At 66.2% G+C, this 20,217-nt stretch carries 21 protein-coding genes; 14 read left to right on the top strand and 7 right to left on the bottom strand.

Annotated features, from left to right (window positions below):
- Positions 1–101 precede the first annotated feature (101 nt).
- The 5 genes from CHRYSEO8AT_RS12170 (at position 102) to CHRYSEO8AT_RS12150 (ending at position 3,726) form a co-directional block, all read left to right on the top strand.
- On the top strand, positions 102–752 hold the full coding sequence (locus CHRYSEO8AT_RS12170) for an alpha/beta hydrolase (protein WP_159850366.1): 651 nt from the start codon (positions 102–104) through the stop codon (positions 750–752).
- 32 nt (positions 753–784) lie between these two features.
- A complete protein-coding gene (locus CHRYSEO8AT_RS12165) occupies positions 785–2,059 on the top strand; it encodes an NAD(P)/FAD-dependent oxidoreductase (protein WP_159850364.1) in 1,275 nt (424 codons plus the stop codon).
- A 58-nt stretch (positions 2,060–2,117) separates the two neighbouring features.
- Positions 2,118–2,939 (top strand): transporter, encoded by an 822-nt coding sequence (locus CHRYSEO8AT_RS12160; protein WP_159850362.1) that lies wholly within the window; start codon positions 2,118–2,120, stop codon positions 2,937–2,939.
- A gap of 61 nt (positions 2,940–3,000) precedes the next feature.
- A complete protein-coding gene (locus CHRYSEO8AT_RS12155; RefSeq protein WP_159850360.1) occupies positions 3,001–3,438 on the top strand; it encodes a hypothetical protein in 438 nt (145 codons plus the stop codon).
- Positions 3,439–3,447: 9 nt separating this feature from the next.
- The gene (locus tag CHRYSEO8AT_RS12150) at positions 3,448–3,726 is read left to right on the top strand and encodes a hypothetical protein (RefSeq protein WP_159850358.1); all 279 of its coding nucleotides are present in this window, start codon (positions 3,448–3,450) and stop codon (positions 3,724–3,726) included.
- Position 3,727: 1 nt separating this feature from the next.
- Here CHRYSEO8AT_RS12150 and ahpF read toward each other — a convergent pair whose 3' ends face one another.
- The 4 genes from ahpF to CHRYSEO8AT_RS12130 form a co-directional block, all read right to left on the bottom strand.
- Positions 3,728–5,314, bottom strand: a complete 1,587-nt coding sequence (gene ahpF / locus CHRYSEO8AT_RS12145) for an alkyl hydroperoxide reductase subunit F (protein WP_159850356.1) — start codon at positions 5,312–5,314, stop codon at positions 3,728–3,730.
- A 142-nt stretch (positions 5,315–5,456) separates the two neighbouring features.
- Positions 5,457–6,020: an alkyl hydroperoxide reductase subunit C gene (ahpC, locus tag CHRYSEO8AT_RS12140; protein ID WP_135195428.1), complete on the bottom strand. Its 564-nt coding sequence runs from the start codon at positions 6,018–6,020 to the stop codon at positions 5,457–5,459.
- A gap of 240 nt (positions 6,021–6,260) precedes the next feature.
- Positions 6,261–7,460, bottom strand: a complete 1,200-nt coding sequence (locus CHRYSEO8AT_RS12135) for an exo-beta-N-acetylmuramidase NamZ domain-containing protein (protein WP_159850354.1) — start codon at positions 7,458–7,460, stop codon at positions 6,261–6,263.
- A 185-nt stretch (positions 7,461–7,645) separates the two neighbouring features.
- On the bottom strand, positions 7,646–8,149 hold the full coding sequence (locus tag CHRYSEO8AT_RS12130; protein ID WP_159850352.1) for a DOMON-like domain-containing protein: 504 nt from the start codon (positions 8,147–8,149) through the stop codon (positions 7,646–7,648).
- Between the two features lie 185 nt (positions 8,150–8,334).
- Between CHRYSEO8AT_RS12130 and CHRYSEO8AT_RS12125 the strand changes: the two genes are divergently transcribed.
- From CHRYSEO8AT_RS12125 to CHRYSEO8AT_RS12105, 5 genes are all read left to right on the top strand, one after another.
- Positions 8,335–8,481: a hypothetical protein gene (locus CHRYSEO8AT_RS12125; protein WP_159850350.1), complete on the top strand. Its 147-nt coding sequence runs from the start codon at positions 8,335–8,337 to the stop codon at positions 8,479–8,481.
- Positions 8,482–8,521: 40 nt separating this feature from the next.
- Positions 8,522–8,713: a hypothetical protein gene (locus CHRYSEO8AT_RS12120; RefSeq protein WP_159850348.1), complete on the top strand. Its 192-nt coding sequence runs from the start codon at positions 8,522–8,524 to the stop codon at positions 8,711–8,713.
- A 345-nt stretch (positions 8,714–9,058) separates the two neighbouring features.
- Entirely contained in the window at positions 9,059–10,312 is a 1,254-nt protein-coding gene (gene tyrS / locus CHRYSEO8AT_RS12115) for a tyrosine--tRNA ligase (RefSeq protein WP_159850346.1), read from the top strand.
- 127 nt (positions 10,313–10,439) lie between these two features.
- Positions 10,440–10,904 carry a peroxiredoxin gene (locus tag CHRYSEO8AT_RS12110; protein ID WP_159850344.1) on the top strand — a complete coding sequence of 155 codons (465 nt, stop codon included), beginning with the start codon at positions 10,440–10,442 and terminating at the stop codon, positions 10,902–10,904.
- Between the two features lie 114 nt (positions 10,905–11,018).
- The gene (locus tag CHRYSEO8AT_RS12105; RefSeq protein ID WP_159850342.1) at positions 11,019–11,558 is read left to right on the top strand and encodes a polymer-forming cytoskeletal protein; all 540 of its coding nucleotides are present in this window, start codon (positions 11,019–11,021) and stop codon (positions 11,556–11,558) included.
- Positions 11,559–11,622: 64 nt separating this feature from the next.
- On the opposite strand, the gene prfB is transcribed toward CHRYSEO8AT_RS12105, so the two are convergent.
- Positions 11,623–12,745 (bottom strand): peptide chain release factor 2 gene (gene prfB, locus CHRYSEO8AT_RS12100; RefSeq protein WP_159850340.1). Its coding sequence is split into 2 segments (ribosomal slippage): positions 11,623–12,675 and positions 12,677–12,745, totalling 1,122 coding nucleotides; the frame shifts between segments, so codons are not numbered across the junction.
- A gap of 120 nt (positions 12,746–12,865) precedes the next feature.
- Entirely contained in the window at positions 12,866–15,280 is a 2,415-nt protein-coding gene (locus tag CHRYSEO8AT_RS12095) for a penicillin-binding protein 1A (RefSeq protein ID WP_159850338.1), read from the bottom strand.
- Between the two features lie 137 nt (positions 15,281–15,417).
- Between CHRYSEO8AT_RS12095 and CHRYSEO8AT_RS12090 the strand changes: the two genes are divergently transcribed.
- The 4 genes from CHRYSEO8AT_RS12090 to CHRYSEO8AT_RS12075 all read left to right on the top strand — a co-directional run bounded on the left by CHRYSEO8AT_RS12090 (position 15,418) and on the right by CHRYSEO8AT_RS12075 (position 19,853).
- The gene (locus CHRYSEO8AT_RS12090) at positions 15,418–15,846 is read left to right on the top strand and encodes an organic hydroperoxide resistance protein (protein WP_159850336.1); all 429 of its coding nucleotides are present in this window, start codon (positions 15,418–15,420) and stop codon (positions 15,844–15,846) included.
- Positions 15,847–15,897: 51 nt separating this feature from the next.
- On the top strand, positions 15,898–16,998 hold the full coding sequence (locus CHRYSEO8AT_RS12085; RefSeq protein ID WP_159850333.1) for an NAD(P)/FAD-dependent oxidoreductase: 1,101 nt from the start codon (positions 15,898–15,900) through the stop codon (positions 16,996–16,998).
- Between the two features lie 10 nt (positions 16,999–17,008).
- Positions 17,009–18,013, top strand: coding sequence for a cobaltochelatase subunit CobS (gene cobS / locus CHRYSEO8AT_RS12080; protein WP_159850331.1), 1,005 nt, complete (start codon positions 17,009–17,011; stop codon positions 18,011–18,013).
- Between the two features lie 73 nt (positions 18,014–18,086).
- Entirely contained in the window at positions 18,087–19,853 is a 1,767-nt protein-coding gene (locus CHRYSEO8AT_RS12075) for a response regulator (protein WP_201304430.1), read from the top strand.
- On the opposite strand, the gene CHRYSEO8AT_RS12070 is transcribed toward CHRYSEO8AT_RS12075, so the two are convergent.
- On the bottom strand, positions 19,850–20,209 hold the full coding sequence (locus CHRYSEO8AT_RS12070; protein WP_159850329.1) for a phage holin family protein: 360 nt from the start codon (positions 20,207–20,209) through the stop codon (positions 19,850–19,852). The genes CHRYSEO8AT_RS12075 and CHRYSEO8AT_RS12070 overlap by 4 nt on opposite strands.
- Positions 20,210–20,217: the final 8 nt, after the last annotated feature.

Below are 20,217 nucleotides of genomic sequence, written 5' to 3'. Positions count from 1 at the left end.
TCGCGAAGGCGGCCCGCTTGCGTGGGACTTAGAAAGTCCTACCTCTGCGGTCAAGTATTACGCACTCGCGAAATGACAGTTGAACGGATTCCAGAGCCCCTATGCCTGAAGTCATCCTGCCCGGCGCCTCCGGTCGCATCGAAGGCCGCTATTCCCCGGGCAAGCGCCCGAACGCACCGATCGCCCTGATCCTGCACCCGCACCCCAAGGCGGGCGGGCACATGAACAACCCGGTCACGGTCACCCTGCACCAGCTGTTCCAGCAGCGCGGCTTCGCCACCCTGCGTTACAACTCGCGCGGCGTCGGCAAGTCGCAGGGCGAGTTCGATTCGGGCATCGGCGAGCTGGCTGATGCCGCCACCGCCCTCGACTGGCTCCAGTCGAACAACCCCGGCGCCAGCCAGACCTGGGTCGGCGGCTATCAGTTCGGCGCCTACATCGGCATGCAGCTCCTGATGCGCCGCCCGGAAACGGACGGCTTCATCTCGGTCTCGCCGCCGTCGAACATGTACGACTTCTCCTTCCTGGCCCCCTGCCCGGCGTCGGGCCTGTTCCTGCACGGCACGGCCGACACCGTCGTGCCGCCGGTCGAGGTCGAGCGCGTGGTCAACAAGCTGCGCACCCAGAAGGGCATCATCATCGACTACGAACTGGAAGAAGGCGCGAGCCACTTCTGGCAGGACCACATGAGCGCCGTCGACCGCCGCGTCGGCGCCTATCTGGACAAGCGTCTGGAAGAAAAGCCGGCCTGACCCTAGATTCGGGTCGCCTTCAGGAGACCCGGATGCAGCACGACATCGTCATCATCGGCGGCGGCGCCGGCGGGCTTGAGCTCGCCGCCCGCCTGGGGCGTCGGTTCGGGCCGCGCGAGGGGCGTCGGCGCGTCCTGCTGATCGATCGGTCGATCTTCCACCTTTGGAAGCCCAGCCTGCACGAGGTCGCGGCCGGGTCGCTAGACAGCCATCAGGAGGGCCTGTCCTATCCGGTGCTGGCGCGGCGCAATCATTTCAGCTTCGCCTTCGGCGATCTGACAGGCCTCGCCCCGGCCAACAAGACCCTGACCCTCGGCGAAATCCGAGATCAGGACGGCGCCGTTCTCGTCGCGCCACGTACCCTGTCGTTCAACACCTTGATCTTGGCCATCGGCAGCGGCTCCAACCTGTTCGGCACGCCGGGCGCGGCCGAGCACGCCCGTCTTCTGGAAGACGTCGCCGATGCGGAAAGTTTCAACAAGCGCCTGACCTCGGCCTTCCTCGCCGCCGCCTATTCGGACGAGCGCACTCTGAACATCGCCATCGTCGGCGCGGGCGCGACTGGCGTCGAACTGTCCACCGAACTGATCGAGGGTCACGACGAACTGTCCGCCGGCCTGTCGCCGGACCAGCGTTTCGACCTCGCCGTCACCATCGTCGAGGCCGCGCCACGCATCCTGGGCGGCCTGCCCGAGCGCGTCTCGGCCAAGGCGGCCAAGGCCTTGGAGGCCAAGGGCGTGCGCCTGCTGACCGACGCCAAGGTCAACGCCGTCCACGCCGACCGCCTCGACACATCCAGGGGCGAAGTCCCCGCCGACCTCATCGTCTGGGCGGCGGGCGTGAAGGCGGCCGACACCAATCGCGACCTGGGCCTGACCACCGGCCGCATCAATCAGTTCGTGGTGGACGACCATCTGCGCACTTCGGCGCCCCACATCTACGCCATGGGCGACTGCGCCGAGGCGCCCGGTCCCGAGGGTCGCCCCGTCCCGGCCCGCGCCCAGGCGGCGGCGCAACAGGCGGCCTATCTGGCCAAGGCCTTATCGGACCCGACGCGCGATCACGGGCCCTATGTCTATCACGACAAGGGATCGCTGGTGTCCCTGGGCGGCGACAAGGGCGTCGGCTCGCTGATGGGCGGGCTGGGCGGTCCCAACTTTCTGATCGAGGGCCTGATCGCCAAATGGGCCTATATGGCGCTGCACCTGGATCACCACCGCGCGATCCTGGGCGTGCGCCGCACCGGGCTGCTGGCCCTGTCGCGCCTGCTGCACCGCCGCGTCTCCGGGCGGCTCAAACTACACTGACACCCGCGATTAAGGCCTGGGCGGCATGATCGGGCGACATTTGATCCCGAGACACCCCATGCGCCTGCTCCTTTCCGCCGTCCTGATCGCCTCGACCCTCGCCGTCACCGCGCCGGTCCTGGCCCAGGATGCGTCTTCAGCCCCGCGCGACTTCTGCGCCGACCGACCCGGCAAGGGGACGCCGACCTGCGTCCTCGACCAAGGCCGCTGGCAGGTCGAACTGGGCCTGTTCGATGGCGCGCGCCAGACCGACGGCGCGACCAAAACCGAAACCTGGGACGCCGGCGACCTGTTCGTCCGCTATGGCCTGACCGGCCTAACCGAGCTTCAACTGGGCCTCACGACCTGGAACCGCGAACGCACCACCGATCGCGTGACCGGCGACCGCGACACGGCCGAAGGTGTCGGCGACCTCAGCCTCGGCCTGCGTCATTCGCTGAAGAACCCCGATGGTTCCGGCTTGTCGGTCGCCATTTCGGGCTTCGTCACCGCCCCGACCGGCGCCCGCGCCATTCGCGCCGACGGCTTCGAGGGCGGGATCATCCTGCCCGTCTCCATCCCCCTGAACGACGACTGGAGCTTCAGCCTGTCGCCAGAGGTCGACTGGGTCTCGAACGCCGACGGCGACGGCCGCCACGCCGCCTATACGATGGTCGCCGGCATCGGGCGCGGCTTCGGCCAATGGGATCTGGGCGCCGAACTTTGGATCAGCCGCGACGACGACCCCGTCGAGGCGACCACCCAGTCCACCTTCGACCTGACCGCCGTCTGGTCGCCGCCCTCAATGCCCAACGCCCAGCTCGACTTCGGCCTCAACTTCGGCCTGAACGACGACAGCCCGGATGTAGAGTTCGGCGTCGGCGTCGCGCGGCGGTTCTGAACCGTTCGCTCAGGCGAACATTGTCACGACGGATAATCTCTCGAAGGAGCGGCCCGATCCCATGGTTTCTGCAATCCTCGCCGCCCTCATCATCCAGACCCTTTCCAAATCCGACCTGGTCGCCGGAGGCGAGACCGTGGGCCGTCTGGGTGAGCGGACGGCGGTGTGCAGACGGCTTGGCTATCCCGTCGATGAACTGATCGCCGAGGACGCGGCGAACCGTTTCGCCCGACAGGCCGCCACGGCAGGCTGGGATCAGGACGCGATCATTCAAGTCATTCAGGCCGGCGTCGATCTGGAGCAGGCGAGCCTGCCGTTCTCGGAGCCGATTACGGACCTGCCCGCCGACGAGCTTCCATTCCATGCCACGCGGCTGGCGTCCGACGCCAAACAGTTGTGCCGCCAGTTCGCCCAAGCTCATCCCGGTGTGATCACCGATCTGGCGCAGGGCGAACAGGCGATCGACGACCGGTTCGCCGCCGCCCTCCGCGCCCGCTGACGACCATCCATGACGACGGGAAAGACCGGTCGCATCCTGCCTTGGCTCAAGCGCAGGATCACGCTGTGGAACTATCTGCTGCTGACCTTGCCGATGTTCGGGATCGCACTTGGTCTGCGCGCCGTCACCCATTCCGACCTGCCCTATTACGTCTGGGCCTTACTGTGGGCGATTCCGCTGCTGGTGGTGCTCGCGGCGCGCTGGGTCTATTTCGTCGTCACCCTGGCCTGGGCGATCCTGGTCGAGATCGTGCGGGCCGTGCGAAGCGCGGTCGCACGGCCCAGATAGCTTACGCCGCCTCGACAACCTCTTCCGCCGGGACCGTGCGGATCATGTAGTCGAAGGCCGACAGACCCGCCTTCGACCCCTCGCCCATGGCGATGACGATCTGTTTGAACGGCACGGTGGTCACGTCGCCGGCGGCGAAGATGCCCGGCTGCGAGGTCTCGCCGCGATGATCCACCTCGATCTCGCCGCGCTGGGTCAGGCCGACCGCGCCGCGCAGCCATTCGGTGTTCGGCACCAGGCCGATCTGGACGAAGATGCCTTCCAGATCGACGTCGTGATGGGCGTCTGAGTTGCGATCCTTGTAGGACAGGCCCGTCACCTTCTCGCCGTCGCCGCGGACCTGGGTCGTCAGGGCCGAGGTGACGATCCGTACGTTGGGCAGGGTCGCCAGCTTCCTTTGCAGCACCGCATCGGCCCGCAGTTCGCTGTCGTATTCGATCAGGGTCACATGGGCCACGATGCCCGCCAGGTCGATGGCCGCCTCGACGCCCGAGTTGCCGCCGCCGATCACCGCGACCCGCTTACCCTTGAACAGCGGCCCGTCGCAGTGCGGGCAATAGGCCACGCCCTTGTTCTTGTACTGCTCCTCGCCCGGCACGTTCATCTGGCGCCAACGCGCGCCGGTGGACAGGATGACGGTGCGCGACTTCAGCGACGCGCCATTCTCCAGCACAACCTCATGCAGACCGCCCGGAACCCTGGACGGCGCCAGCTTGACGGCTTTCTGCAGGTTCATCAGGTCCACCTCGTATTCGCGGACATGCTGTTCCAGGTGGGCCGCCAGTTTCGGCCCTTCTGTATGCCGCACCGAGATGAAGTTCTCGATCGACATGGTGTCCAGCACCTGGCCGCCGAACCGCTCGGCCGCGATGCCGGTGCGAATGCCCTTGCGCGCGGTATAGATGGCCGCCGCCGCGCCGGCCGGGCCGCCGCCGATCACCAGCACGTCGAACGGCGCCTTGGTCCTGATCTTCTCGGCTGCGCGGGCCTCGGCGCCGCTGTCGATCTTGGCGACGATCTGCTCCAGCTCCATCCGGCCCTGGCCGAACAGTTCGCCGTTCAGGAAGACCGTCGGCACGGCCATGATCTTGCGTTCATCCACCTCGTCCTTGAACAGGCCGCCCTCGATGGCGACGTGTTTGATGCGCGGGTTGATGACGCTCATCAGGTTCAGGGCCTGGACCACGTCGGGGCAGTTCTGGCACGACAGCGAGAAATAGGTCTCGAACACATAGTCGCCGTCCAGGTCCTTGATCTGCTGGATCACCTCCTGCGCCGCCTTGGACGGATGGCCGCCGACGTGCAGCAGGGCCAGCACCAGCGAGGTGAACTCGTGGCCCAGCGGAATGCCCGCGAACCGCACGCCGATGTCGGTGCCCTTCCTGCGAATCAGGAAGCTGGGCTGGCGCTCGTCGTCATAGTCGCGGCCCATCTCGACCTTGCCATGCGAGACCGAGACGATCTCCTCCAGCAGGGTCTTCAGCTCGATCGACTTGGGGCCCGCGCCCAGCGAGGCGACCAGTTCGACGGGATGGACGATGTTCTTGAGGTAGCCCTCAAGCTGAGATTTCAGATTGGCGTCCAGCATGGGGCAGTCCTCGAATTTCGGGGGTGGCGCGCCGCCTTCGAGCCGATCCCGGCGAGGCTTGCGCAATAGCATCCGGCCCCCACGAGACAGGGAGGCGGCCGGGTGGGTCCGACCCGAAGGCCGGACCCGATAGGCGTCAGTCTTAGATCTTGCCGACGAGGTCGAGCGACGGCGCCAGGGTGGCTTCGCCTTCTTCCCACTTGGCCGGGCAGACTTCACCCGGGTGCGAACGCACATACTGGGCGGCCTTGACCTTGCGCAGCAGCTCGGCGGCGTTGCGGCCGATGCCTTCCGACGTGGTTTCGGTGAACTGGATCACGCCGTCCGGATCGACCAGGAAGGTCGAACGGTCGGCCAGGCCAACGCCCGGACGCATGGCGTCGAAGTTGTTGGTCACCTGGCCCGAGGGGTCGCCCAGCATGGTGTAGTTGATCTTGCCGATGGCCGGCGACGAGTCGTGCCAAGCCTTGTGCGAGAAGTGGGTGTCGGTCGACACCGAATAGATCTCGACGCCCAGCTTCTGGAACGCGTCATAGTGATCGGCCAGGTCTTCCAGCTCGGTCGGGCACACGAAGGTGAAGTCGGCCGGATAGAAGAAGAAGATCGCCCACTTGCCCGCGACATCGGCGTCCGTGACCGTCAGGAACTTGCCGTTCTTGTAGGCCTCGGCCGTGAAGGGTTTGATGGTCGTGTTGATCAGGGCCATGCGGAAAATCCAATGCAGGGTGGTTGGGAGACGCTCTCCCTACCGCACCGCAACAAATAAGCCCAATCACTTATTTGCAGATGCACAATAGATTTTGGTTATACCAATCGCACGTCCACCCCCCGTCATCCTCGGGCTTGACCCGAGGACCGGACTATCCGCCGCTTTGCATCCGATCAGGCGCACCATCGCTGTCGCATCCGATCCTCGGGTCAAGCCCGAGGATGACGAAAACCCACGTCAATACAGCAGGAACGGCCGTCGGGTCTCTTCCCACGCCGCCTCGTCCGGCGTCGTCGCCGCATCCAGATCGGCCGGCGTCGCACCCACATCCACCCATTCGCGCAACCCCTGCCCGCCGTTGATCACGTCGATGGGCAGCTTGCCGAACGCATACTCATACGGAAAATCACGCCACAGGTCGTAGTCGGGATACAACCGACGGATCGCCTTGAACCCCAGCGCCTGCACCCGCCACGGCCTGAAGGCTGCATGGTCATAGGCCGGGTGGTCCATATGGATCTGCACGCCGCTGCACAGCTGTCCGACATGCTTATGGAAGGTCGGCTCGAACCACATGTCGCGCAGGATGCAGCCCTCCAGCCACTGCGGCGCCAGCGCACGCATCTCGGCAATCACCGCCCGCGCGTCGATGTCGGGCGCCCCGAACAGCTCCAGCGGCCGGGTCGTGCCGCGCCCCTCCGACAGGGTCGTCCCCTCCAGCATCACCGTGCCGGCATAGGCCCGCGCCATCGACAGGTTCGGCGCATTAGGGCTGGGGTTGATCCACGCCCGTTCGCCCAGCGGCCAGCCGAAGCCCGGCCCCTGTTCGGGCGCCCAGCCCTGCATCTCCAGCACCCGATAATCCACATCCAGCTTGAACTGGTCGATGAACCACAGGCCCAGTTCGCCCATGGTCATTCCGTGCCGCATCGGTATCGGCCCCGCCCCGACGAAACTCTCCCAGCCGGGCTTCAGCGTCTGCCCCTCGACCGGTCGTCCCGCCGGATTGGGCCGGTCCAGCACCCACACCGACTTGCCGTGTTTCGCCGCCGCCTCCAGCACGTACAGAAGCGTCGTCACATAGGTGTAGATGCGGCAGCCCAAGTCCTGCAGGTCGATCAGGACGACGTCGAACGTCTCCATCCATTCGTCCCTTGGCCGCCGCACCTCGCCGTACAGGCTGAAGACCGGGAAGCCGTGCACCGGATCGCGATAATCCGGGCTCTCCATCATATTGTCCTGAAGGTCGCCCTTCATCCCGTGCTGCGGCCCGAAGGCGGCGGTCAGCGTGATCTCGGGACAGGCGGCCAGCGCATCCACCGCATGGCGCAGATCCTTGGTCACCGACGCCGGATGCGCCAGAAGCGCCACGCGCCGCCCCTTCAGCTGCGCCCTCAGGGCGTCGTCGGACAGCAGGCGGTCGAGACCGAAGTTCATGTGCGGCTCCTGAGACTTTCGACGCAGCCATGCCCGACGACAGCGCCGCTCACAACCCGCCCCAGCTCTTCTCTCCCCGTCATCCTAGGCCTTGTGCCTAGGATCCAGAATCCAGGTTTAAGGGCCGTGGGCGACCTGCTGACACCGAGCGTATGGATCCTGGGCACAAGGCCTAGGATGACGACCTAAAGCATGAGCGCGAACGAGTCGGGATGATGAAAGTCCGGCTTATCCGATGGATGCACCAGCGCCCAATAGGCGATCGCCCCGTCCAGCCCCTCGATCACCGCCGTCAGCCCGACGCCGCCCGTCGCATCCTCCGGCAGTTCCACATCGAGCGTCAGCACGAACTGTCCAGGCGCCGCCCGCGTGACGATGAAGGGCGGCGCGATGTCCAGCACCCGCATCCCCTCGCGATAGCCGTCGAACCGATAGGCCGCCCACGCCCCCGACGGCGACAGATTATATTCGACATAGCCGCCCGCCGTCTGCACGAAGGCCTCAAAACAGGTCGCCCGCCATAGGTCGTCCGTCCGCGCCCGCGCCGCTGCATCAGGCCAACGCACCATCTCGACCGGTCCTGTCAGCACATATTCCAGGCTCAGCACCCGCCCCGCCCGCCGCGTCTCGACCTCCAGCGTCAGCCCGGCGTGGGGCGAGGTCGGGTGCGGGATCAAGGGCAGACGCATCCCGCCTTCGTATCGCACGCCCCGCGCCGGTCAACGCGCGTCAGCAACAACCTGAATGGCGGGGTTGCGAAATGCGCAGCCCCCATTCAACCGTTGCATGTGCTCAGCACCTCCGACATCATCGGCGCATGCCCCAGTCGTCCCCGTATGGTCCGCAAATGACATGGCGCGAAAGACGTCAGACGTTGAAAGACCGCTATTATCTTATCGTCGGGCCGATGCTGCTCGTCCTGAGCGTCAGCGCCGCGTCATCCGAACCCTCGTCCGTCGCCCTGACTTGGGTCGCAGGCGCTCTGTTCGCTGGCCTGACGATCAATCGCATCATCCCGTGATGACCCTCCAAGCATCAGCCATGTCGGGGCTACACTCTAGATGAAGAAGATCATTGCGTATTCTGGACTGACGTTTGTCTACGTCTTCATCCTTCTGATGTTGGCGGAAGGGGTGACCCTGCCCTGGCCGCACCTGCTGACGGTGGCCTTATGCGGCGCCGTCGGGGCGTCGCTGGCGAATCTCACCCGCTGGCTGATCGAGCGAAACACGCGTCGAACGCCCACGCTCTAGATCAAGGGTCGGGCTGCGGTTACCGTCCACATCGACCATATTTCAAGATGCGTTGTCCTTTGCAAACAACGCCTAAAGCCAACGCACGACCGACTTACCTAACACCCCTCCAAACGGCCTTATAATGGCGGCCAACACATCTGGAGGAGGCTCGCCCAATTGCACTTTCTTGCACCTTGCACTGTTTTCACGCGTGCAGTGCAACTTCGCCCCGACGCGATTTCAGACGTTTCAGACGATTGAGACTCTGTTTTCGCCCCTGACCGTCTGAATCGCCTCCCGCCCCAACCGCCAGCCTAGAAGGGGAAGACGACCGTCGGCATCCCTGCTAACGGAGCCTCCGCCATGACCGAACACGCATACAAGTCCGACTTCCTCCGCACGCTTCAGGCGCGCGGCTACATTCATCAGATCACCCACCCCGTCGAACTCGACGAGGCGGCCGCCACGGGCGTGGTGCCGGGCTATATCGGCTTCGACGCCACGGCGCCGTCGCTGCACGTCGGCAGCCTGATCCAGATCATGATGCTGCGCCGCCTCCAGCAGGCCGGCGGCAAGCCCATCGTCCTGATGGGCGGCGGTACGACCAAGGTCGGCGACCCGACCGGCAAGGACACCTCGCGTCCGCAGCTGACCGAAGGAACCATCCAGTCGAACATCGATACGATCAAGACGGTCTTCGCCAAATTCCTGACCTTCGGCGACGGCCCGACCGATGCGGTCATGGTCAACAACGACGACTGGCTGTCGGGCTACGGCTACATCCAGTTCCTGCACGACTTCGGCACGCACTTCACCATCAACCGCATGCTGAGCTTCGACTCGGTCAAGCTGCGCCTTGAGCGTGAGCAGCCGATGACCTTCCTTGAATTCAACTACATGCTGATGCAGTCGGTGGACTTCCTGGAGCTGAACCGCAGCCACAAGGTCACCCTTCAGATGGGCGGGTCGGACCAGTGGGGCAACATCACCTCGGGCGTCGATCTGGTGCGTCGCGTCGATCAAAAGGCCGCCTTCGGCCTGACCACGCCGCTGCTGACCACGGCCTCGGGCGGCAAGATGGGCAAGACGGCCCAAGGCGCGATCTGGCTGAACGCCGAACAACTGTCGCCCTATGACTACTGGCAGTTCTGGCGCAACGCCGAGGACGCGGATGTCGGCCGCTTCATGCGCCTGTTCACCGACCTCTCGCTGGACGAGATCGCCGGCTACGAAGCGCTGGAAGGCGCCGCCATCAACGACGCCAAGAAGGCCCTCGCCGACGCCGCCACGACAATGCTGCACGGCGCAGACGAAGCCGCCAAGGCACGCGCCGCCGCCGAGACCGCCTTCGAAAAGGGTCAGGTCTCCGCCGACCTGCCGACCGTTGAACTGCCCTCGGCCGAGGTTTACGGCGCCATGATCGCCGCCGTCGTCACCAAGGCCGGCCTGACCGCCTCCAACGGCGAGGCCCGGCGCCTGGCCCAGGGCGGCGGCCTTCGCCTGAACGACGCCGCCGTGTCCGACGGCGCCCAGCTGCTGACCGAGGCCGACCTCAAGGACGGCGTGATCAAGCTGGCCGCCGGCAAGAAGAAGATCGTTCTGGTTCGCCCCATATAGCACCCCGTCACCCTCGGACTTGATCCGAGGGCCGGACCTTCCGCCGCTCGTGCGAACGGGCGGCGCGCTGCACGACCACCATCCGATCCTCGGGTCGAGCCCGAGGATGACGGCAGGAGAAATGCCCATGTCCGCAACGGAAGGCCAGCCCGCCCCTGCCCTAGACCTGCCCACGGACGGTGGCGGCCGCATCACCCTCGCCGCCCTCAAGGGCAAGCCCGCCGTCGTCTATTTCTACCCCAAGGACGACACCACCGGCTGCACGCGCGAGGCCCAGGACTTCACCGCCCTCGCGCCCGACTTCGCCGCCCTGGGCGTGCCGGTCATCGGCGTGTCCAGGGACACGGTGAAGAAGCACGACCGGTTCAAGGCCAAATACGACCTGGCCGTCACCCTGGCCTCGGACGAGGACGGCGCGGCCTGCGAGGCCTGGGGCGTCTGGGTGCAGAAGAAGCTCTACGGCCGCGAATATATGGGCATCGAACGCGCCACCTTCCTGATCGACGCCCAGGGCCGCATCGCCCGCGCCTGGCGCAACGTGAAGGTAGCGAACCACGCCGCCGCCGTGCTGGAGGCGGTGAAGGTTTTGTGATCGACGACCACGGTTCGGAAGCCGTGCTTGACCTCAGGCCCTCGCCCACGGCCTAGTGGCCTTCAGGGCTACTAGGGGCTTGGCCGGCCTTGGCTGGCAGATGCGGAGCGCACCATGTTCACCAAGAGCAAATCCTACGACAGCGGATCGACCGGGCTGGGCATTCCGCCTGCGCCTGAACCGACGCCGTCGCCGACCCCCAACCTGCCGGCGGCGACGCCCGCCGCCCGCGCGCCTGAACCGGCCCGCCCGGCGACCCGGTCCAGCAACCTGTCCACCCTGGCGGCCGGGGTGAAATACGAAGGCAATATCTCCGGCGCCGGCGAGCTTCAGGTCGAAGGCAATCTGAAGGGCGACGTCCGCGTGGCCCGCGTCGTCATCGGCGAAGGCGGCGCGGTCGAAGGCACCGTCCACGCCGACGTGCTGGACGTGCGCGGCCGCATCACGGGCGCTATCGTGGCCAAACAGGTCAAGCTCTACGCCACCGCCCGCGTCGAGGGCGACATCACCCAGGAGCAGCTGTCCATCGACCAAGGCGCCTGGTTCCAGGGTCGCTGCAACCAGGCCAAGCGCGACACCCCCGGCGCCGCCATGCTGGAAGCCCCCGAGAAGCCCGCCAAGGCGGACAAGCCCGAGGCCAAGACCCCGGCCTGACAGGCAGGCCGGAAGGCCGATACCCAACAAACAAAGGGGCGGCCCAGCGGGCCGCCCCTTTTTCTTAGTCCGTGCTGGACCCGCGCGTTTCGCCGACACGCTGGGCCAGGGCCGCGCCCATGAAGGCGTCCAGGTCGCCGTCCAGAACCCCTTGCGTGTCCGACGTCTCCACCTCGGTCCGCAGGTCCTTCACCATCTGATACGGCTGCAGGACATAGGACCGGATCTGGTGACCCCAGCCGATGTCCGTCTTGGCGTCGGCCAGGGCCTGGGCCACGGCCTCGCGCTTCTGCAGTTCCAGTTCGTACAGGCGCGCCCGCAGCATCTTCCACGCCTGTTCGCGGTTCTGGTGCTGCGACCGGCCGGCCTGGCAGGCCACGACGGTGTTGGTCGGCACGTGGGTCAGGCGCACGGCCGAGTCGGTCTTGTTGATGTGCTGACCGCCCGCGCCCGAGGCCCGATAGGTGTCGGTGCGCACGTCCGACGGATTGATGTCGATCTCGATGGCGTCGTCGACGACCGGCGACACCCCGATGGAAGCGAAGCTGGTGTGCCGCTTGGCCGCCGCGTCATAGGGGCTGATGCGCACCAGCCGGTGAACGCCCGATTCCGATTTCAGCCAGCCATAGGCGTTCGGGCCGGAGATCAGGATGGTGGCCGACTTGACCCCCGCCTGTTCGCCCTCTTCGTGCGCCTCGATCGTGACCTCGTAGCTGTGCGCCTTGGCCCAGCGCGAATACATCCGCAGCAGCATACCAGCCCAGTCGTTCGACTCGGTGCCGCCCGCGCCGGAGTTCACTTCCAGGTAGGCGTCATTGCCGTCGGCCTCGCCGGACAGCAGGGCTTCCAGCTCGGCGCGCGCGGCCCGTTCCTTGATGCCGCGCAGCGACGCGCGCGCGTCTTCCAGCGCGCCCTCGTCGCCTTCCTCGTCCGCCATCTCGGCCAGCATCACCCCGTCGTCGAGGTCCTGCTCCATGGCCTTGACGGTATTGATCTTGGCTTCCAGCTGCGAGCGATCGCGGCTGACGGCCTGGGCCTGTTCGGGTTTGTCCCACAGCGTCGGGTCCTCGACCCGCGCGTTCAGCTCATCGAGCTTTCTTAGAGCGACATCCCAGTCAAAGACGCCTCCTGAGCAGAGCGACGCTCTGCTCGATGTCGGCCTTCATGGCCTCGACATCCGGTCTCATCGCATTCTCCAGCGACACAACGCCCTCAAGTAGCGAGGCCCGCAGGCCGCGCGATAGGGCAGGATTAAAGGAAAACGGCGCGCCACGAGGACGTGCCGTTCGAAAGGTCTACCTAGAGCCTCAGTACAATCCGCTCAAGTCCTCGGCCGGCGCCTTCTTGGGCGGCGGCGGTGCTGTTGGCGCCGGCGCGGCGGCGGGGGCGCCGCTGGCGGCCTCCTGCTCGCGTCGGATGACCTCGTAGTAGTTCTGCGGCCCGACAGGCTGAGCCGGCCCGGTCGGCGCAGGCGGCGGGGCCTGACGCTCGGTGCCGGGACGGAAGGCTTCTTCGATGCCATTCACGGTGCGGAAAATGGCGTTCTTGGGCCGCACGAACGGACGAGCGGGCCGTTCCTTCAGCGCCGTCTGCATGAACTCCGTGAAGACCGGCACGGCGGCCGAGGCCCCCGCCTCGCCGGAACCCAGAGAACGGTTGTCATCGAAGCCGATGAAGACGCCGACCACGATGTCAGTGGTGAAGCCCACGAACCAGGCCGAGCGATACTCGTTGGTCGTGCCGGTCTTGCCGGCGACCCACGGACCCAGGCCCCGAGCGCTGGCGGCGGTGCCGCGCTGGACGACGCCTTCCAGCATCGAGCTCATCTGATAGGCGGTGATCGGGTCGATGACCTGGGTTCCGCGCTGTTGCAGGCGGGGCGATTCCTGGCCCGAGAAACCGCGTCCGCATTCGCGGCAGTTGCGGCCGTCGGCGCGGAAGATGGTCTCGCCGTCGCGGTCCTGGACGTAGTCGATCAGATAGGGCGTCACCCGCCGCCCGCCGTTGGCGAAGGCGGAATAGGCGGCCGTGATCTCCAGCGGCGTCACCTCGCCGGCGCCCAGCGACACCGACAGGTTCGGCGTAAGGCCGGGAATGCCCATCCTGGCCGACTGATCCACGATCTTCTTCATGCCGACCGACTGGGCCAGCCGCACCGTCATGACGTTGCGCGACAGTTCCAGCCCGCGTCGCAGCGTCTGCGGACCATAATACTGGCGGCTGTAGTTCTCGGGCGTCCAGCGTTGACCATTGGCCCCGCCGGCGAAGCTGATCGGCGCATCCAGCACGATGGAGGCCGGGGTGAAGTCGCCTTCCAGCGCCGTCGCATAGACGAAGGGCTTGAACGCCGAGCCGGGCTGACGCCGCGCCTGGGTGGCGCGATTGAAGCTGGACAGGGCATAGGAGTAGCCGCCGACCATGGCCAGCACGCGCCCGGACTGCGGCTCGATGGCCACCAGAGCGCCGTTGACGCGCGGCACCTGTTTCAGGGCGTACTGGCCGCCCTTGGGCTCCACGAAGATCAGTTCGCCGCGCTTCAATTGACGGTTGGCGTTGGCCCAGGCCGCGTCCGCCGCCAGCAGCGTGCCGGTCTTGTCGTCGCGGGCCGTGCGGATACGGACGGTATTGCCGCTGACGCTTTCGATGGCGGCCGACTGCCAGCTGCGCCGTTCGGGCGGAACCTGCCCCTTCAGAGCGACCGCCTGCCAGCCGTCAGCGAAGTCGGTGGTGCCCCAGCCGCCACGCCAGCCGTGACGTCGATCATAGTTCTCCAGCCCCTGCATCAGCGCCTGACGGGCCGCCGTCTGCAAGGTCGGGTCTAGCGTCGTGCGCATGTAGAAGCCGCCGGCGCGGAGTTGCTCGCCGAACTGGGGATTGGCGGCGGCCTGACGACGCGCCTCCTCCACGAAGAAGTCCGCGTCCTTGTAGTCCGAACGCTGGGGCGCATCGCGCGTGACCAAGGGCTTGGCCCGCGCCTGGACCAGTTGTTCCGGCGTCAGCCAGCCGCTCTGTTCCATCTCGCCCAGTACCCAGTCCCGACGGCCCTTGGCCGCGCCGGGGTGGCGTTTGGGGTGATAGTTGTTCGGCCCCTTGGGCAGGGACGCCAGGAAGGCCGCCTCGTCCGGCGTCAACTGGCCCAGCGACTTGCCGAAATAGTTGTAGGCCGCCGAGGCGATGCCGAACGAACGATAGCCCAGGAAGATCTCGTTCAGATACAGTTCGAGGATCTGCTCCTTGGACAGGGTCGCCTCCAGGCGATTGGCCAGGATGGCTTCCTTCAGCTTGCGGTTCAGGCTGGATTCGTTGGTCAGCAGGACGTTCTTGGCGACCTGCTGAGTGATGGTCGAGCCGCCCTCCAGCCGGCGACCCTGCGCCAGGTTGAAGACGTTCTTGATCGACGCGCGACCGATGCCGCCCACGTCGATGCCGCCGTGCTGGAAGAAGTTGCGATCCTCGGCGGCCAGGAAGGCCTGCACGACCGTCGTCGGGATCTGGTCGTAGGAGACATAGATTCGGCGCTCGTCCGAGAACTCGCCGATCAGAGTGCCGTCGCCGGCATAGACGCGCGTCGCGGTCGGCGGACGATAGTCCGCCAGCTCCGACGCATCGGGCAGGTCGTGGAACAGCCACGCCGCATAGACGGCGACCACAAGCCCCGCTAGGGCGATGCCGCCCAGCAGAACCATGCCCGCCCACACGAACCAGCGTTCGGCAATCTTCACTGCGTACTCCGACGACGCGCCCCGAACAGGTGCTTTAGCCCGCGTCGCCGGTCGATTGCTAGAGCGAGGATGCAACGTCCCCTTCCCGTCTTCCGTTAAGCCCCCATCTCAAGCATTCCCAACCCAAGGAGCCTGCCATGGAAGTTCTGTATCGCGCCCAGTCCACCGCCTCCGGCGGAGGCCGCGAAGACGGCCGCTCGGCCACCGACGACGGCAAGATCGACGTCAAACTGTCCACGCCCAAGGAAATGGGCGGCAAGGGCGGCGACGGCACCAACCCCGAGCAACTCTTCGCCACCGGATACGCCGCCTGCTACCTCGGCGCGTTGCGCCTGGTCAGCGGCAAGGCCGGCACGCCCGTCGGCCCCGACACCAAGGTCACGGCCGGCGTCGGCTTCGGCAAGAACACCAAGGGCGAGGGCTTCAACCTCGACGTGGACCTGACCGTCACCGACCACGGTCTGGACCAGGCCGTCATCGACGACCTGATCGAAAAGGCTCATCAGGTCTGCCCCTACTCCAACGCCACGCGCGGCAACGTGGATGTGCGATTGGCGGCGAACTGATCCTGGCCCATTCCGTTCATCCGGCGCCTGTCGGATGAACGGAAGCTCGCCATGGAACCCGTTCTGATCATAGGCGCAGGGCCGGTCGGACTGGCCGCTGCGCTGTTCATGACCCGTCGCGGGGTCGATGTGCGGATCCTCGACGCCGATCCCGCGCCGCGCCAGACGTCGCGTGCGCTTGGCGTCAACCCGCGCACCCTGTCGCTTCTGGAAGAGACTGGCGTCACCGCCGCGATTCTGGCCGAGGCCCAGCCGATCCGCGCCCTCAGCTTGCATCACCACGGCAGGCCGCTGGCGAAAATTCCTCTCGATACGGCCGCCCTTGGCGGCGCTCATCCCATGGTCATCCTGCCTCAGGCACGATCCGAGGCCCACCTGACCAAAGCGCTGACTGCGCTGGGCATTCACATCGAACGCGACCGGTCAGCAGCCTCCGTCAGCCAGACCAAGACAACGGCGTCGGTCGTTCTGGCGGACGGCGAGACCCTGACCGCCCCATTGATCTTCGCCGCCGACGGCGCCCATTCCATCGCCCGCCACGCTCTCGGCGTCGCCTTCACCGGCGACGGCTGGCCCGAACCGTGGCATCTGATGGACGTCGATCTGGACGGCCCGCCTGGGGACGAGGGCTGGATCGACTTTCAGCCGGACGGCGGCTTCATCTGTCTGCCCTTCTCGGGCCAGACTTTCCGCCTGTTCTCCTTTGGCCGCCCTCTGTTGGAACGGATTCCAGCCGACTGGCGCATCGGCGCCGTGCGCTGGCAAAGCGACTTCAAGGTCTCACATCGCATCGCCGAACGCCTGTCGGTCGGACGCATCGCCCTGGGTGGAGACGCCGCTCACATCCACTCGCCGGTCGGCGCGCGCGGCATGAACCTGGGCATTGAGGACGCCTATGTCTTCGCCGCCTGCGCTGCTGATTTCCTGGCCGGCGAGACTGGCCGCCTCGACGACTATCATCGCCTGCGACATCGTGTGGACGCCGCCGTCGTCCGCAATGTTCGCACCCTGACCCGCTTCGTACGCAACACCGGCCCGGTCGCCGATCTGGCCAAGCGAACGCTTCCGCCGATCGCCGCCCGCCTGCCGCTTTTGAGGAACCGCGCGCTTCGTATCGGCATGGGTCTCGACCACCCGGTCAGCCTGCGCTAATCGCACTGCCATGACCTCCCCGCTCGACGCCTCCCCCGATCCCCTGCTGACGCTCGAACCGCACCGCCGCGTGACCCTGCGCGAGGCGTTCGGCGTGGACAGCGACATGACCGTGCCATGCTTTGCCGAGCGCGACAGCCATGTGCCCGAGATCGACGAGGCCTATCGATTCGATCCGCAGACCACGATCGCCATCTGCGCCGGCTTCGCCTTTGACCGTCGCGTCATGGTCCAGGGCTATCACGGCACCGGCAAGTCGACCCACATCGAACAGGTAGCCGCCCGCCTGAACTGGCCCCTGGTGCGCGTGAACCTGGACAGCCACGTCAGCCGCATCGACCTGATCGGCAAGGACGCCATCGTCCTTAAGGACGGCAAGCAGATCACCGAGTTCCGCGAGGGCATCCTGCCCTGGTCGCTGCAACGCCCCATCGCCCTGGTGTTCGACGAATACGACGCCGGCCGTCCCGATGTGATGTTCGTCATCCAACGCGTGCTGGAGGCCCAGGGGCGTCTGACCCTGCTGGACCAGAACCGCGTCATCCGCCCCAACAAGCATTTCCGCCTGTTCGCCACCACCAACACCATTGGTCTGGGCGACACCACGGGCCTGTATCATGGCGCGCAACAGATCAATCAGGCCCAGTTGGACCGCTGGAACATCGTCACGACGCTGAACTACCTCGACCACGACGTGGAGGCCGAGATCGTCGCCGCCAAGGCGCCCGAGTACGCCACGGCGGAAGGCCGGCGTCAGATCGCCGCCATGGTCCGCGTCGCCGACATGACCCGCAACGCCTTCATGAACGGCGACATCTCCACCGTCATGTCGCCCCGCACGGTCATCACCTGGGCCCAGAACGCAATCATCTTCAACGGCGACCTGGCGCTCAGCTTCCGCCTGACCTTCCTGAACAAGTGCGACGAACTCGAACGCCCGAGCATCGCCGAATTCTACCAACGCGCGTTCGGTGAAGACCTGCCCGAAGCGGCGACGCGGGTGAAGGTCGGCTGACGACACGCTCCGATTGAGGGCTCATTAAGCTTCGCCATGTATGGCCAAGCTAGGTGAGTAGGGACGGCTTTGCGTGATCCAGAACGCTGATTATGTGCGGGCGTATGCGGATCGGTACCGGGACATGTTCCCGGTGCGGCTGGCGAGCATCGCCGCCATCGTCCTTGTCGCCTGGTGGATTTTAGGTTGGGCCTGGGCCGCCAACTTCGCCTTCTTCCAGTTCGGTCTGTACATGCTGCTGTGGCGGGTGGTGCAGACGGCCCGCGATCATTCAGAAGCACCGGATGCAGTCTGGCGTCTGCACCGCTGGACCGAACTGATCACCCTGGCTCTGGCGACGCACAACGCTCTCTACGTATTAGTGGTCTGGCGGATCGAGCCCAACTATCTAAAGCACCTTCTGCTGCTGCTCGCGGGCAATCTCATGGTCGGGGCCCTACAGGTCCACGCCAGTCGCAAAGGCTTCATCGCCGCGGTCCTGCCGCCCTCCATCGCCATGGGCATCATCACATTCGCCGAAGCCAGTTGGGACAAGGCGCTTCAGGTCAGCGTCTGCGTCTTCGTTCTGGCTGTGATCGGCACGGCATGGCGTCAATGGCGCAGCGACCGCGAGACCGTGGAACTGATGGTGGCGGTGACCGAGCGTTCACGCGAGATCCACACCGCCCTGGCCCAGGCTGAGACCGACCGCGCCGCCGCCGAACGCGCCAACCAGGCCAAGTCCCGGTTCCTGGCCATGATCAGCCATGAGGTCCGCACGCCTCTGAACGTCATCCTGGGCCTGACCGAGGTGCTGCGCGGACGTCCACGACCAGAATCTGAAGCGGTTGTCGTCGCCGACATGGCGGACGCGGGCGGCATGTTGCTGCGGCTGTTGAACGGCGCCCTGGACATCTCGAAGATCGAATCCGGCCAAACCGACCTCCAACTCGCCCCCGTCGATCTCGCCGAACGGCTGGACGCCGTCGCCCGCGTCTGGCGCTCGCGCGTCGAGGAACTGGGCCTGACGCTGGAGATCGAACGCCAGGGCGCGCCCGAGCACTTCGTCGTCATGACCGATGAGGCGCGGGTCGAACAGGTGCTGATCAACTATCTGTCCAACGCCTTGAAGCTGACGCCAAACGGCACGATCCGCATAATGGCCCGCGCCCTGCCCGCCTCCGATGGCCGCATCGATCTGGACTTCGAGGTCCACGACCAGGGGCCGGGCGTGCCGGAGGATCAACGCGAGCGCATATTCCAGCCCTTCGAACAGCTTGACGCCGGACGTGCAGCCGGCGGCTCGGGACTGGGTCTGGCCCTGTGCCGCGCCAGTGTCGAGGCGCTGGGCGGCGCGCTGGGCGTTCGGTCGGCGCGGCCGCAAGGCGCCGTCTTCTGGTTCCGCTTCACCGCCGACCGCGCGGCGCCGGCGTCGATACCGTCGTTTTCCATCGCCCCCGCGCTGATCGCACCTGATCAGGCCCCTCGGATTCTGGCCGCCGAAGACCACCCCGCCAATCGCAAGCTGCTGACCCTGCTGCTCGAACCGTTCGGCGTCGATCTGACCCTGGTCGAGAACGGACAGGAGGCGGTCGCCGCCGTGCGCGACCAAACGTTCGACCTGGTGCTGATGGACGTGATGATGCCGGTCATGGATGGCGTGGAAGCCTTGATCGCCATCCGCGCCGAACAGGCCGCATCCGGTCGCCCTCCCACGCCGATCCACATGCTGACGGCCAATGTCTTCGACGAGGATGTCGCGCGCTACAGAGCGGCCGGCGCCGACGGGGTGCTGAAGAAACCGATCGAGATCGCCGCCCTTCAAAGCGTCATCATGGACGCCGTGGCGGTTGACGCCTAGCGTCGCGCCTCTTCGCCGCCGCCGATGAAGGCCCCGGCGATCCAGCTGACCACGCCGGTCACGATGGCTGCGCCGATGCCGGCCCACAGGTCCTCGACCCGGAATCCATCCAGGAAGATGGACGTCAGCCCGATCATGGCGGCGTTCACCACCAGCAGGAACAGGCCCAGGGTCACCACGGTGATCGGGAAGGTCAGCACCACCAGGATCGGCCGCACGAAGGCGTTGACCAACCCCAGGATGATGGCCGCCGCGATCAGCGATCCCGTGCTGGTGAAGTCGACGCCCGGCACGAAACGGGCGGACAGCCACAGGCCCGCCATGGTGACCAGCGCCTGGATGATGAAACGGATCATGTCGTGCC

The sequence above is a fragment of the Brevundimonas sp. G8 genome, assembly GCF_902506205.1.
Taxonomy (GTDB): Bacteria; Pseudomonadota; Alphaproteobacteria; order Caulobacterales; family Caulobacteraceae; genus Brevundimonas.
Note: the sequence above shows the minus strand (reverse complement) of the source record. Positions and strands in the feature narration are given on the sequence as shown.